Origin of the sequence: Citrobacter braakii, assembly GCF_002075345.1 — a bacterium.
In the GTDB taxonomy this organism is placed as follows: Bacteria; Pseudomonadota; Gammaproteobacteria; order Enterobacterales; family Enterobacteriaceae; genus Citrobacter; species Citrobacter braakii.
Window position 1 is genome coordinate 707,164 of sequence record NZ_NAEW01000001.1, and the last position, 13,438, is coordinate 720,601.

Below are 13,438 nucleotides of genomic sequence, written 5' to 3' on the forward strand. Positions count from 1 at the left end.
GCAGATTATTTCGGAGCGCGAAAATAAAGGGAGTAAGTGGTGGTTGCTGATAGTCAGCCTGGGCATATCGATCAAATTAAGCAGACCAATGCGGGCGCGGTTTATCGCCTGATTGATCAGCTGGGTCCGGTATCGCGTATTGATCTCTCTCGCCTGGCACAATTGGCGCCTGCCAGTATTACTAAAATTGTCCGCGAAATGCTCGAAGCGCACCTGGTGCAAGAGTTGGAAATCAAGGAAGCGGGCAGCCGTGGACGTCCGGCCGTTGGGCTGGTTGTGGAAACGGAAGCCTGGCACTATTTATCCATTCGTATCAGTCGCGGCGAGATCTTTCTGGCGCTGCGCGATCTGAGCAGCAAACTGGTGGTTGAAGATTGTCTTGAAATGGCGCTGGTCAGTGAAACACCATTGCTGGAACGCGTTATTACCCAGGTCGATCAGTTTTTCATCCGCCACCAGCAAAAGCTGGAGCGCTTAACCTCCATCGCCATTACCTTACCCGGCATTATTGATACTGAAAACGGTATCGTTCATCGCATGCCATTCTACGACGATGTCAAAGAGATGCCGCTGGGTGAAGCGCTTGAAAATCATACCGGCGTGCCGGTCTATATTCAGCATGATATCAGCGCCTGGACTATGGCCGAGGCGCTTTTTGGCGCATCGCGCGGCGCACGCGACGTCATTCAGGTGGTGATCGATCATAACGTGGGGGCCGGAGTAATCACCGACGGTCATCTACTGCATGCCGGCAGCAGTAGCCTGGTGGAAATTGGTCATACCCAGGTGGACCCCTACGGCAAACGCTGCTATTGCGGCAACCATGGTTGCCTGGAAACGATCGCCAGCGTCGACAGCGTGCTCGAACTGGCACAGGTACGCTTGAAGCAGTCAATGAGTTCTTCTCTACACGGGCAACCGTTAACGGTAGACGCGCTGTGTCTGGCGGCGATGCAGGGGGATTTATTGGCGAAAGATATCATTAGCGGCGTCGGGACCCATGTCGGACGGATTCTGGCCATCATGGTGAATTTGTTCAACCCGCAAAAGATATTGATTGGTTCTCCGCTCAGTAAAGCGGCGGATATTTTGTTTCCCACTATTGCTGACAGCATTCGTCAGCAAGCGCTCCCGGCCTACAGTCAGCATATTGTCGTCGAAAGTACGCAGTTCACCAATCAAGGGACGATGGCAGGGGCGGCGCTCGTGAAGGACGCGATGTATAACGGTTCTTTGTTGATTCGTCTATTACAGGGTTAACATTTTTTAACTGTTGTACGAAAAATTGCGCTATCTCAAGCCGATTCTCGTCGTCATACCTTAGACTTTCTCCACTGTATTATTTTCCTGACTTATATTTTCAAAGCATAACGGTGGAGTTAGTGATGCTGAAGCGTTTCTTTATTACAGGTACAGACACTTCTGTTGGGAAGACCGTGGTTTCCCGCGCATTACTACAAGCGTTAGCGTCAGGGGGTAAAAGCGTTGCGGGCTACAAACCCGTGGCCAAAGGAAGCAAAGAGACACCTGAAGGTCTGCGCAACAAAGATGCGCTGGTGCTGCAAAGCGTCTCCACTATCGAACTGCCCTACGAGGCGGTCAACCCGATTGCGTTGAGTGAGGATGAAAGCAGCGTAGCGCATAGTGGTCCGGTCAATTACACCCTGTTATCCAACGGCCTCGCAAGCCTCAGCGAAAAAGTGGATCACGTTGTCGTGGAAGGCACCGGAGGCTGGCGGAGCCTGATGAACGATCTGCGTCCGTTATCTGAATGGGTGGTGCAGGAACAACTGCCGGTGCTGATGGTGGTGGGTATCCAGGAAGGCTGTATTAATCATGCCATTCTCACCGCGCAGGCGATTGCCAGTGACGGACTGCCTTTGATTGGCTGGGTCGCGAACCGAATCAACCCGGGGCTAGCGCATTATGCGGAAATCATTGATGTGCTGGGCAAAAAATTACCCGCACCGCTGATCGGTGAACTGCCTTATCTGCCTCGCGCAGAGCAGCGCGAGCTGTCTCAGTACATCCGTCTGTCAATGCTCGGCAGCGTGTTGTCGGTAGATAGAGTCCTGGCGTAACGTTCGCGACAGCACAGACGCCACCACACAGGCAATCAGCAATCCGGGGAGCAGACGATACTCCCCGGTCATTTCACAAACCATCAGTGTCGACATTATTGGCGCATGCGTGGTCGCTGCCAGCAGCGTGGCCATCCCCGTTAATCCCAGCAGAATGGCAATCTCATCCGGACCCGGAAGCCATAATCCCCACACTCGTCCCAGCAGCATACCCACCGAAAGACCGACAAACAGCGTTGGCGTAAACACACCGCCAGGCGCACCGGAACCACTGCTGGCAAGCACCGCCAGTAATTTGCAGATGAAGATCCCGCTCACCACGGCCAGCAGCGGTGGGGAGAGTAAATATGACTGCACCACGCTGTAGCCGTTACCCCAGACCGCAGGCGTGAGCAATGACATCAGGCCAACGATCAGCCCGCCAAGCGCCAGTTGCCACGGGGGCGAGAGTTTTAAGCGCAAAAAACCATTATGGCTGATGGTCATCAACCACATGAATAGCGGTCCGCAAACGCCGGCAGCCAGACCGGTACTGATGATCATGACGTATTCCAGCGCATGCAGTTCCCGTGTGAAGTGCACGGCATACAGCAGCGCATTGCTGTCGCTCAGCATATTGGTGGTGAGCAAGGCGACGACGGCGGATACCACCACCGGTCCCAGTGACGCGAGGATCAAGGTGCCAAACAACACTTCAGCAATAAATAGACTGCCCGCCAGTGGGGCATGATACGCTCCGGCCATACCCGCAGCGGCTCCGCAGGCAATCCATAACTTCCATTCTGTGCGCGGGGTGAAGCGTTGAGCAAAGCTGGAGGCTGCCAGCGCTGCCAGTAAAATCATGGCACCTTCGCGCCCGATGGCACTCCCGCTGGAGACGACCAGTAACGAGGCCAGCGATTTCACCAGACTTGCACTGACGTCAAATTGTCCGTTAGTTTGCAAGGCTTCCATGTAATCAGTGGGAGCCTGCGGGCGTAACCGGTTGAACGTTTGCCATCCCCAAAGCAGCAAACCCGCCGCCAGCCCTCCTAACGCAGGTGTCAGCATGCGTCTTACAGGGGAAAGGTTTGTTGCCGCGTTGACCAGACTCCCTGTGTCATTGCTCAGGAACAACCATTCAAGAAGGAGCATGGCGTGGCGAAATCCTGCGACGGCCAACGCAGCAAGGATACCAATCACCGCAGCAATCAGCAGGCGGCGGAACATGGCGCGCAGGTCAGGATAAGCATGTAAATGATGCATGAGTGGCCAGACAGGAAATTTCAGACGCTTTATTTTGCGGCTATTTGGCAACAGAAGCAAAAGCTAAGCGTGCGCAACAGGATGCTACACAGGCAGGACACATCCTGCCTGTGGTGAAACTAACGAAAAAGTGGCTTATCGGCTATCGGGATCAGTAACTGCGACTGCCATTGCGCCAGCGTCAGACGGGCCAGCTCCCCCAGCGCCTGGTAAAACGGGTGATCAGCTTTTTCGATAAACACATCAAGGAAGCGGGATGACCACGGGAACAGATGCCAGGCCAGCAGCTGTTCGCACTCGGTGTGGCGTTCATTTTCAGCAAGCCAGGCCGTCAGCAACAGCAGTGAACCAAAGTGATCTTCTGGCTCATTTTGCTGCATGGCAAACTGGATGCCGTTGTCCCGCATCCACTGACGAAGTGCCAGCGTAGAGTCGCCAAACAACACGTTTTCGCGATCCAGCCAGACAGATCCCCAGGGCGGAGAGGGTAGCGCATATGGACCGACAAACAGGCGTTGCCAGGCCTGCGGGAGAGGCTCATCGACCTCGGCTTGTAGCCGTGCTGCCAGCGGGAAAAGCATTGCCTGATCGAGCGGCCACTGCGCCTGCCAGCCATCGGCTCTTAACGCGCTGACTAAAGCAGAGGCTTCCGCGCTATCTGGCGCATAGTAAAACAGTGCGCCGAGTACACGCGCCGCGGTAGAAAAGTTGTCACCTTGCGAAAAATGGGTCATGCAAACAATCCTGAACAGTGCGGGTTGCCCCGCACCCGAAAGTTAACCTGCAACAGCCATTCCGACTGTCATATGTAAACCGTAAAACAATCCGCGGCCAATGATTTCACCGGCGAGGACTAACACTAAGCCCAGCGCCAGGCCGCCGACGGATGGTGCTTTACGACGGATCAGCGGGCATATCCAGCAGCCCAGACCGGCGGCCAGCAGAATGATGCGCCAGACCTGCAAGCTTCCGTAGTCGGGAACCAGCGCGCTGGCGGATTGTACCGAACTGTGGATCCCGCCGAGCGACAGCCCCTGCAGAACAATAACCGCCACGATCACCAGTAGGGCCAAAACGCTCACGTAGGCGAATCTGGCGGTGCCAGAGGAAACACCCGCAGCACGCAGTAGCAGGGCGGCAAACAGCGGTCCGCTCAGCAACATCGTCATAAAAAATGCCACCGTAGTGTAGCCGTTATACCAGGTCGGGACAGTGTCTATCTGGTAGACGCTGGTCATCGCCAGCACAAATACCAGACCCAGCAGCATGCCCACCAGCAGCCAGATTTTACCTAACGCTGCGGGCATTTTACCGAGAAACGCCACCAGCCACCACAGGCCACCGACGGCGAAAAACAGTGAACCACTGGCGATTTCGTTACTCAGCGCAGATGCGCCAACTCTGTTCAGCGAGTTAAAGGCGCGCAGTGGCGAACCCAGGTGCATTACCGAGGCGAGAATGGCGATGCCCATTATCAGCCACAGAAAAAACATACTGCGCACGATACGTTGTTTTGCCACCTCGTCTTTAGCGGTCAGCCAGCCATAGCCACTCACTATCAGCGCTCCGGCCACGCACTGGCCCAGCACCGTAAACAGGACCAGCGGCCATTCATGCCATCCATTGCCCATGTTACACCTCCTGCGGATTCGCCAGATAACCCGTGGTATCCCCGGTCGGGCGGCTATTGGCGTTGGGTTTGATCACAATACTCGGTTTGGTGAAGTGCGCACCTGGCAGCGGAGCGACCGCCGCCAGTTCACCGTGCTTTTTGCGCAGCTCATCAATTGGACCAAAGTCCAGCGCGCGCAGCGGACAGGATTCGACGCAGATGGGCTTTTTGCCGTCGGCCACGCGGTCATGACAGCCATCGCACTTGGTCATATGACCTTTGGCGGCATTGTACTGCGGTGCGCCGTACGGGCAGGCCATGTGGCAGTAGCGACAGCCTATGCATATGTCTTCATCCACCACCACAAAACCATCTTCACGCTTATGCATAGCGCCGCTGGGGCAAACCTTGGTGCAGGCCGGATCTTCGCAGTGGTTACAGGCAATGGAGAGGTAATAGGCGAAGACATTCTGTTGCCAGACGCCGTTATCTTCCAGCCAGTCGCCTCCAGCGTATTCGTAAATACGCCGGAAACTGACGTCGGGAGTGAGATCCTTGTAATCTTTGCAGGCCAGCTCGCAGGTTTTACACCCCGTGCAACGGCTGGAATCAATAAAAAATCCATACTGAGTTGTCATGGGTTAGTCCTTATGCCTTCTCGATCTCGACCAGGTTAGTATGCTGTGGGTTGCCTTTTGCCAGCGGCGACGGGCGCTGAGTTGTCAGCGTATTGACGCAGGCGCCGTGGTCAATCTTATCGCCAGCCATATCGGCATCGTGCCATGCACCCTGGCCCATTGCGCTTACTCCGGGCAAAATTCGTGGCGTTACTTTTGCCGGGATACGCAGTTCACCGCGATCGTTAAAGACTCGCACCATATCGCCATTTGCAATCCCCCGTTTTTGGGCATCGATGGGATTGATCCATACTTCCTGACGACAGGATGCCTGGAGAACATCGATATTGCCGTAGCTGGAGTGGGTGCGGGATTTGTAGTGGAAACCAAACATCTGCAGCGGGAATGAACTGCGTTTCGGGTCATCCCACCCTTCAAACGTGGATGCATAAACGGGAAGCGGACTGATTACCTCGTCCTTTTGCAGTTCCCATGTACTGGCAATTTTCGCCAGTCGGCTGGAGTAAATTTCAATCTTGCCAGACGGTGTTTTGAGCGGGTTGGCCTGTGGATCCTCGCGGAATTTTCTATAGGCGACAAAGTGTCCGTTAGGATCTTTGCGTTTATAGATCCCCATTTTTTTCAGCTCGTCATAAGTCGGGAGCGCGGGGTCTTTAGCCAGCATTTTTGCATACAGATACTGAAGCCACTGCTCCTGGGTACGGCCTTCAGTAAACCGTTGATAGACATCATCGCCAAGACGTTTTGCGACTTCACTCATTATCCAGTAGATCGGTTTGCGCTCGAACTTAGGCGACGTCGCGGGTTGAATAAAAATGAGGTAACCCATGTTGCCTGCATAATCGTTAGGAATGATGTCTTCCTGTTCGACGGTCATTAAATCAGGCAACAGAATATCGGCATATTTGGCCGAAGAGGTCATGAAGTTTTCGATGACCACAATCATTTCGCATTTCGTGTCGTCCTGAAGGATCTCATGCGTTTTATTGATATCTGAGTGCTGATTGGTGATGGTGTTGCCCGCGTAGTTCCAGATAAATTTAATCGGCACGTCGAGCTTATCTTTCCCACGTACGCCATCGCGGGTAGCGGTCATTTCCGGGCCCCGGACGATTGCGTCGGTCCAGCTAAAGCAGGATATCTGGGTCTTAATGGGATTCTCTGGCAGCGGCATACGCTCAATCGTGATGGTGTAGGTTGATTCTCGTGCACCGCTATTGCCGCCGTTGATGCCAACGTTGCCGGTCAGGATCGGCAGCATCGCGATTGCGCGTGAGGTCAGCTCGCCGTTAGCCTGGCGTTGCGGGCCCCAGCCCTGACAAATATATGCGGGTTTTGTACTGCCGATTTCCCGAGCCAGTTTGATAATGCGCTCGGCTGGGATCCCGGTAACATGTGAGGCCCACTGGGGAGTTTTAGCGATACCGTCATCACCGTTGCCCAAAATATAGGCTTTGTAGTGCCCATTAGCGGGTGCGTCGGCGGGCAGGGTTTTCTCGTCGTAACCAATGCAGTATGTATCCAGAAACGTCTGGTCAACGAGATCTTCGTGAATCAGGACCCAGGCGATTCCGGCTACTAATGCAGCATCGGTGCCTGGACGAATAGGGATCCATTCATCTTCACGACCCGCTGCGGTATCGGTATAACGCGGGTCGATGACGATCATCCGGGCATTAGAGCGCTCCCTGGCCTGTTCCAGGAAGTAAGTTATTCCACCTCCGCTCATACGCGTTTCGGCGGGATTATTGCCGAACATCACCACCAGCTTCGTGTTTTCGATATCGGAGGTGCTGTTGCCTTCGTTTGAACCGTAGGTATAAGGCATTGCCGCCGCGATTTGTGCGGTACTGTAGGTGCCGTAATGACTCAGGAATCCGCCATAGCAGTTCATCAGGCGAGCGACCAGCGAGGCATAAGGGGAGGAGCGAGTAATGTTGCCGCCTACAATGCCAGAGGTGTAGTTGATATACACGGCCTCGTTACCGTATTTGTGCACGGTATTTTTCAAACTGGCACTGATGGTGTCCAGTGCTTCCTGCCAGGTTATACGCTCAAATTTACCTTCACCACGTTTGCCCACGCGCTTCATGGGGTAATTCAGGCGATCCGGATGATTGATCCGTCGACGGATTGAGCGGCCACGCAAACAGGCGCGAACCTGGTGTTGACCATAAATATCGTCCCCGGTCGTATCGGACTCCACCCAAACGACTTCATTATCTTTAACGTGGAGTTGCAGGGCACAACGGCTGCCGCAGTTTACGGAACAAGCGCCCCAAACCACTTTTTCTTCAACGGGTTGTATCGCCTGCTGTACCGCTGCGGCGGCAGTGCGCATTCCGAAAGGTAACGACAGCCCACCCGCGGCAAGCGCCAGCGAACCGATTGCCGAGGATTTCACTAACGTCCTGCGGCTAATGCCTCCGTATTGCTCAGTTTTTGACATTACTCACCCCATTATAGTTATCGCTATATATTAATTTCTATAACGAAATTAATAGCATGCTAATAATGGTTTGAGTTTACCCAGTTATGGGTATGTCATCTTAATGCATATCAAACTGGAGTGACCCTCCGCGCACGGAGGGCGTGATTTATTGCGGTTCGGCGACGTGCCCGTCCTGGGCAGGGGTGCTATTGGCAGGGGCGTTGCCACTGTTGGTTCGGGTATAGAGAATTTTGTGCGTATCGTTTGCACAATGTCCCACGACCAGTGAATCAGGCTGATCGGCCTGATCGTTGGGGACAATGTTCAGCGTAAAGCTGGATTCAGCAACGCCATTATTAATGATGCGCTGTTCGATATCACTTTTCACACGTTCACATGACGCCGGTGCCGCCAAAACCTGCGGGGACGCGACGGCCAGTAAGAGCGCGGCAATTCCTGTTATGTATTTCATCATCAGCTCCTTTATGATCGACCTGGACTAAGATTAGCATTTCTGGTGTAAATAACTGTATTTGCTAATATGATTGAGAATTATCTTCTTATCCCGGTGAAAAATGTGAAGAAAAAGATCTTATTAGGTTTCCTGTGCGTCGTGCTGGCCGGGTGTGATAACGCCAAAGGCCTGGATTCCTTTACGCCGGAAATGGCCAGTTTTTCCAATGAATTTGATTTCGATCCGCTGCGCGGGCCAGTAAAAGATTTCAGCCAGACGCTGCTTAATGACAAAGGTGTAGTCACCAAGCGCGTTGTCGGTACGCTCTCACAGGAAGGGTGCTTCGATACGCTTGAATTGCATGATATTGAAAGCAATACCGGCATGGCGCTGGTCCTTGATGCTAACTATTACCGGGACGCCAAAACGCTGGAAAAACGGATCCGCTTACAGGGTAAATGTCAGTTAGCAGAACTGCCTGCGGCGGGCGTGGTATGGGATACCGACGATAACGGTTTTGTCGTTTCCGCCACGGGAAAAGAGATGAAGGTGCAATATCGCTATGATGCGGAAGGCTACCCGCTGGGTAAAACCACCGTCAATAAGGACAATACCTTGCAGGTTGATGCCAAACCGTCGGTTGACCCCTTGAAGAAGCTGGATTACACCGCGGTAAGTCTGCTCAATAACCATCCGTTAGGTAATGTAAAACAAACGTGCAAGTATGATGACTATGCTAATCCGGTCAACTGCCAGCTTGTTATCGTTGACGAGAGCGTGAAGCCGGCAGTTGAACACCATTACTCGATTGAAAACACCATCGATTACTATTAGTCAGTCTTTATTGAGCGGTAGGTTGCAGCAGGTTGGGACCTGACGTTTTATGTTCTGCCAGATACTGCTGCTGGAAGATACACATGCGGATAGTGTTGCGGTATTGACCGTTGATAAAGAATTCATGAATCAGCTCGCCTTCGACCATAAACCCGAGTTTACGGTAGATGTGGATGGCTTTTTCGTTCTCTTTATCAACGATCAGATACAGCTTATATAAGTTAAGTACGGTAAAGCCGTAATCCATCGCCAGCTTAGCAGCCCGGGAAGCCAAACCTTTGCCCTGATATTCCGGCGAAATAATGATCTGGAATTCTGCCCGGCGGTGCACATGGTTAATTTCAACCAGCTCCACCAGTCCGGCTTTTTCACCGTCGCATTCCACAACAAAGCGACGTTCGCTTTGGTCGTGGATATGCTTGTCATACAGATCTGACAGCTCAACAAATGCTTCGTAAGGCTCTTCAAACCAGTAACGCATTACGCTGGCGTTGTTATCAAGCTGATGGACAAATCGTAAATCTTCACGCTCCAGCGGGCGCAGCTTAACACTGAGGGCGCTAGTCATATCGTATCCTTTCAATATCTTTCAAAGTGCAATCATTATGGGGCAACGGTGCGGCCAGTGCGGCGGTCGAGGCAGCGCAGGGTGTTGGGCTCCCAGTACGCATTAATATTAGCGCTCTGTTCGCACTTATCACGGCTATCGAAAGCTGCGTCGGTTTTGTCCCACTCTTTCTCTGCACGCTTGTTGACCTTCTGGCGTAACTGACGCGTATCGTTCCATTGTTCCTTTTCCATTGCTGCCTGTTGACGACTTTGCGCACTGTCCCCGGATTCAATGACCAGTTTACTGGTTTCAGCAAAAGCGGAAGAGGTGTACACAGCCGCAGCCAGCGTCAGCATAGCCGTCAGGCACAGGCGTTTGGTCAGTGTCATATTCATGGCGAATTCCTTTTATGGGAAAGGGGAAAAACAATAAAACAGGGTTAAATTCTACACTATTCTGGCTTGCGGGCATACCCACTCAGCGGAGATGGATACGCTAACGACATTCTGTCGTATCATGGTTAAACCGAAGGTAACTGAATAACATCAATGCTTAAGACCACATTCCTTTTTTTCATCACCGCGTTATGCGAAATCATTGGCTGCTTTTTACCCTGGCTCTGGCTTAAGCGAGGGGCTACGGCCTGGCTGCTGATACCCGCCGGGATGTCACTGGCCTTATTCGTCTGGTTACTGACGCTGCATCCGGCAGCAAGCGGGCGTGTGTACGCGGCCTATGGTGGAGTTTACGTGGTGACTGCGTTGCTTTGGCTACGCATTGTTGACGGCGTAAAACTTAGCCTGTACGACTGGTCAGGTGCGCTGGTGGCCCTGTGCGGCATGCTGATTATTGTGGCTGGATGGGGGCGCGCATAGCGCCTTTTTTGTGATCAATCAGCGCTTTTTTGATCTTCATACTTGTATGGTAGTAGCTCAGTTGGGTAAATTTCCTGCATCACAAGAACAAATGCAAGGAATAAGAGATGAAGATTGTTGGGGCTGAAGTGTTTGTCACCTGTCCGGGGCGTAATTTTGTCACGTTGAAAATTACGACAGACGATGGGATCACTGGGCTGGGAGATGCCACGTTAAACGGACGCGAGTTATCCGTAGCGTCCTATCTGAAAGATCATGTTTGTCCGCAGCTGATTGGTCGCGATGCGCACCGAATTGAGGATATCTGGCAGTTTTTCTACAAAGGCGCGTACTGGCGTCGTGGTCCGGTCACCATGTCGGCGATTTCCGCGGTGGATATGGCATTGTGGGACATCAAAGCGAAAGCGGCGAATATGCCGTTGTACCAGTTGCTCGGCGGTGCATCTCGTGAAGGCGTTATGGTTTACTGTCACACCACAGGCCATACCGTTGATGACGTACTTGAAGATTATGCGCGCCATAAAGAGATGGGCTTTAAAGCAATTCGCGTGCAGTGCGGCGTGCCGGGTATGAAAACCACTTACGGTATGTCTAAAGGCAAAGGACTGGCCTACGAACCCGCCACCAAAGGGCAGTGGCCAGAGGAGCAGTTATGGTCAACGGAGAAATATCTCGATTTCACACCAACACTGTTTGAAGCCGTGCGCGATAAGTTTGGTTTCAACGAACATCTTCTGCACGATATGCACCACCGTCTGACGCCAATTGAAGCGGCCCGTTTCGGCAAAAGCATCGAGCAATACCGTCTGTTCTGGATGGAAGACCCAACCCCGGCTGAAAACCAGGAATGCTTCCGCCTGATCCGCCAGCATACGGTCACGCCGATTGCGGTAGGGGAAGTTTTCAACAGCATCTGGGACTGCAAACAGCTTATCGAAGAGCAATTGATCGACTATATCCGCACCACCATCACCCATGCGGGCGGTATCACTGGCATGCGTCGAATTGCCGATTTCGCGTCGCTGTATCAGGTACGTACCGGTTCGCATGGACCTTCCGATCTGTCTCCAGTATGCATGGCCGCCGCGTTGCACTTTGATCTGTGGGTGCCGAACTTCGGCGTACAGGAATATATGGGGTATTCCGAGCAAATGTTGGAAGTGTTCCCGCACAACTGGACCTTTGATAACGGCTATATGCATCCTGGAGACAAACCAGGTCTTGGGATCGAGTTTGATGAAAAGCTGGCGGCGAAATATCCGTATGACCCTGCATATCTGCCTGTTGCTCGTCTGGAAGATGGCACGTTGTGGAACTGGTAAATATAAATTTTACGTACGAAAGATGTTGATTAACTCAATACCCTACAGAAGGTAAAACTTATGGTTAGTTCAGTCGATATTAAAAATAACGTAGATAATAAACCCATTATTCGCAGAGTGGCTTCAGCCTCCGCAATTGGTACTGCTGCCGAATACTATGACTTCTTTGCATATGGGACAGCAGCCGTACTCTTTTTTGGTCATTTATTTTTCCCAAGTGACGATCCGTTAATTAGTACGCTGGCTGCTTTTGCAACCTATGCCGTTGGTTTCCTGGCTAGACCATTAGGAGGAATTGTCTTTGGGCATATTGGCGATAAGGTCGGGCGCAAAAAAGCACTGGTTATTACTATATTAATCGTTGGCTTAGGGACATTCTGTATTGGGTTGTTACCTACATATGAAAAAATAGGTGTATGGGCTCCAGCTTTACTTATATTTATTCGTGTATTACAGGGCTTTGGTGTTGGAGGAGAACAAGCCGGTGCAGTATTGATGACTGCTGAATATTCTGAGCCCAAACATCGTGGATTTTTTTCGAGTTGGGTTCAAATCGGTGCCCCAGTTGGTTTTCTTCTGCCGTTAGCACTCTTTGCGTTGTTAAATGCCACACTTTCTCCAGAGGCAATGATGGATTACGGGTGGCGTATACCGTTCCTGTTAAGTCTGTTGCTGGTTATTGTTGGGTTATTTATCCGCTTAAAAATTGATGAATCACCAGTCTTTGCTCAGATTAGGGAGACAAAAGCAGAAGAATCACGTCCATTAGTTGAAGTTATCCGTGATTTTCCGGGAATTGTCGTTAAGGGAGTATGTGCGAAGCTGATTGAGGCCTGCACATTTGCAATGTTTACAGTGATTGTCCTTGCATACGGTAAGGCAAACAATCTCGATGCAAATATCTTGATGGAGACAATGATTGTTGCGGTGATTATAGAAATAATTGCAATACCGATGATGGGCTCGCTATGCGACAAAATTGGGCGTAAACCAGTTTATATTATCGGCGCATTGCTCCAGGTTGTTATGATTATTCCTTTCTTCCTTGCAATTAATCAGGATAGCTTTTGGCTTACGCAAATAGTAATGATCCTGGTACTGAGCGTTGGGCATAGTATGTGTTATGCACCTCAGGCATCTTATTTCCCAGAGCTTTTCCCGACTCATATTCGTTGTAGCGGAATAGCATTAATTTGGCAGTTGGGATCGCTAATTGGTAGTGGGATTCTTGGTTTAGTAGCAGTAAAAATTCTGCAAGTAACTGGTGGACATTATTATGGACTCGCAACCTATGTGATTGTACTTGGCGTCATCTCAGTTATTGGTTTGCTGATGATGCCGGAAACTGCACCGCAAAGGCTTAAACGTGAATACCAGCAGTGGCAGAAACATTAAT

General features: G+C 51.7%; 14 protein-coding genes. 6 read left to right on the forward strand and 8 right to left on the reverse strand.

The features are described 5' to 3' along the window. Positions 1–39 precede the first annotated feature (39 nt). Both mlc and bioD read left to right on the forward strand, forming a co-directional pair. Complete coding sequence (mlc, locus tag BZK42_RS03690; protein WP_016153045.1) at positions 40–1,260, forward strand: sugar metabolism global transcriptional regulator Mlc; 1,221 nt, start codon at positions 40–42, stop codon at positions 1,258–1,260. A 125-nt stretch (positions 1,261–1,385) separates the two neighbouring features. Next, the gene (gene bioD / locus BZK42_RS03695; RefSeq protein WP_016153046.1) at positions 1,386–2,081 is read left to right on the forward strand and encodes a dethiobiotin synthase; all 696 of its coding nucleotides are present in this window, start codon (positions 1,386–1,388) and stop codon (positions 2,079–2,081) included. On the opposite strand, the gene clcB is transcribed toward bioD, so the two are convergent. From clcB to BZK42_RS03725, 6 genes are all read right to left on the reverse strand, one after another. Beyond that, positions 2,037–3,326, reverse strand: coding sequence for a voltage-gated ClC-type chloride channel ClcB (gene clcB / locus BZK42_RS03700; protein ID WP_080858763.1), 1,290 nt, complete (start codon positions 3,324–3,326; stop codon positions 2,037–2,039). The two genes, bioD and clcB, sit on opposite strands and share 45 nt — an antisense overlap. A gap of 119 nt (positions 3,327–3,445) precedes the next feature. Next, positions 3,446–4,060 (reverse strand): Tat proofreading chaperone DmsD, encoded by a 615-nt coding sequence (dmsD, locus tag BZK42_RS03705; RefSeq protein ID WP_016153048.1) that lies wholly within the window; start codon positions 4,058–4,060, stop codon positions 3,446–3,448. A 42-nt stretch (positions 4,061–4,102) separates the two neighbouring features. Further along, positions 4,103–4,957, reverse strand: a complete 855-nt coding sequence (locus BZK42_RS03710) for a dimethyl sulfoxide reductase anchor subunit family protein (protein ID WP_080858764.1) — start codon at positions 4,955–4,957, stop codon at positions 4,103–4,105. 1 nt (position 4,958) lies between these two features. After that, the gene (locus tag BZK42_RS03715) at positions 4,959–5,576 is read right to left on the reverse strand and encodes a DMSO/selenate family reductase complex B subunit (protein ID WP_046276317.1); all 618 of its coding nucleotides are present in this window, start codon (positions 5,574–5,576) and stop codon (positions 4,959–4,961) included. 10 nt (positions 5,577–5,586) lie between these two features. Continuing rightward, positions 5,587–8,025 carry a selenate/tellurate reductase subunit YnfE gene (gene ynfE / locus BZK42_RS03720; RefSeq protein WP_065554459.1) on the reverse strand — a complete coding sequence of 813 codons (2,439 nt, stop codon included), beginning with the start codon at positions 8,023–8,025 and terminating at the stop codon, positions 5,587–5,589. Between the two features lie 148 nt (positions 8,026–8,173). Then, positions 8,174–8,482, reverse strand: coding sequence for a DUF1161 domain-containing protein (locus BZK42_RS03725; protein WP_085951053.1), 309 nt, complete (start codon positions 8,480–8,482; stop codon positions 8,174–8,176). 102 nt (positions 8,483–8,584) lie between these two features. On the opposite strand from BZK42_RS03725, the gene BZK42_RS03730 reads away from it, so the two are divergent. After that, the gene (locus tag BZK42_RS03730) at positions 8,585–9,295 is read left to right on the forward strand and encodes a YnfC family lipoprotein (RefSeq protein ID WP_080858812.1); all 711 of its coding nucleotides are present in this window, start codon (positions 8,585–8,587) and stop codon (positions 9,293–9,295) included. A gap of 7 nt (positions 9,296–9,302) precedes the next feature. On the opposite strand, the gene speG is transcribed toward BZK42_RS03730, so the two are convergent. Then, positions 9,303–9,863 (reverse strand): spermidine N1-acetyltransferase, encoded by a 561-nt coding sequence (gene speG, locus BZK42_RS03735; RefSeq protein WP_006684613.1) that lies wholly within the window; start codon positions 9,861–9,863, stop codon positions 9,303–9,305. Positions 9,864–9,898: 35 nt separating this feature from the next. After that, positions 9,899–10,240 carry a DUF1283 family protein gene (locus tag BZK42_RS03740; RefSeq protein ID WP_049268647.1) on the reverse strand — a complete coding sequence of 114 codons (342 nt, stop codon included), beginning with the start codon at positions 10,238–10,240 and terminating at the stop codon, positions 9,899–9,901. 153 nt (positions 10,241–10,393) lie between these two features. Here BZK42_RS03740 and BZK42_RS03745 point away from each other — a divergent pair, with 153 nt between their 5' ends. The 3 genes from BZK42_RS03745 (at position 10,394) to BZK42_RS03755 (ending at position 13,437) form a co-directional block, all read left to right on the forward strand. Then, complete coding sequence (locus BZK42_RS03745) at positions 10,394–10,720, forward strand: YnfA family protein (protein ID WP_016153055.1); 327 nt, start codon at positions 10,394–10,396, stop codon at positions 10,718–10,720. Positions 10,721–10,827: 107 nt separating this feature from the next. After that, the gene (gene rspA, locus BZK42_RS03750; protein ID WP_016153056.1) at positions 10,828–12,042 is read left to right on the forward strand and encodes a starvation-sensing protein RspA; all 1,215 of its coding nucleotides are present in this window, start codon (positions 10,828–10,830) and stop codon (positions 12,040–12,042) included. Positions 12,043–12,102: 60 nt separating this feature from the next. Beyond that, complete coding sequence (locus BZK42_RS03755) at positions 12,103–13,437, forward strand: MFS transporter (protein WP_049041486.1); 1,335 nt, start codon at positions 12,103–12,105, stop codon at positions 13,435–13,437. Position 13,438: the final 1 nt, after the last annotated feature.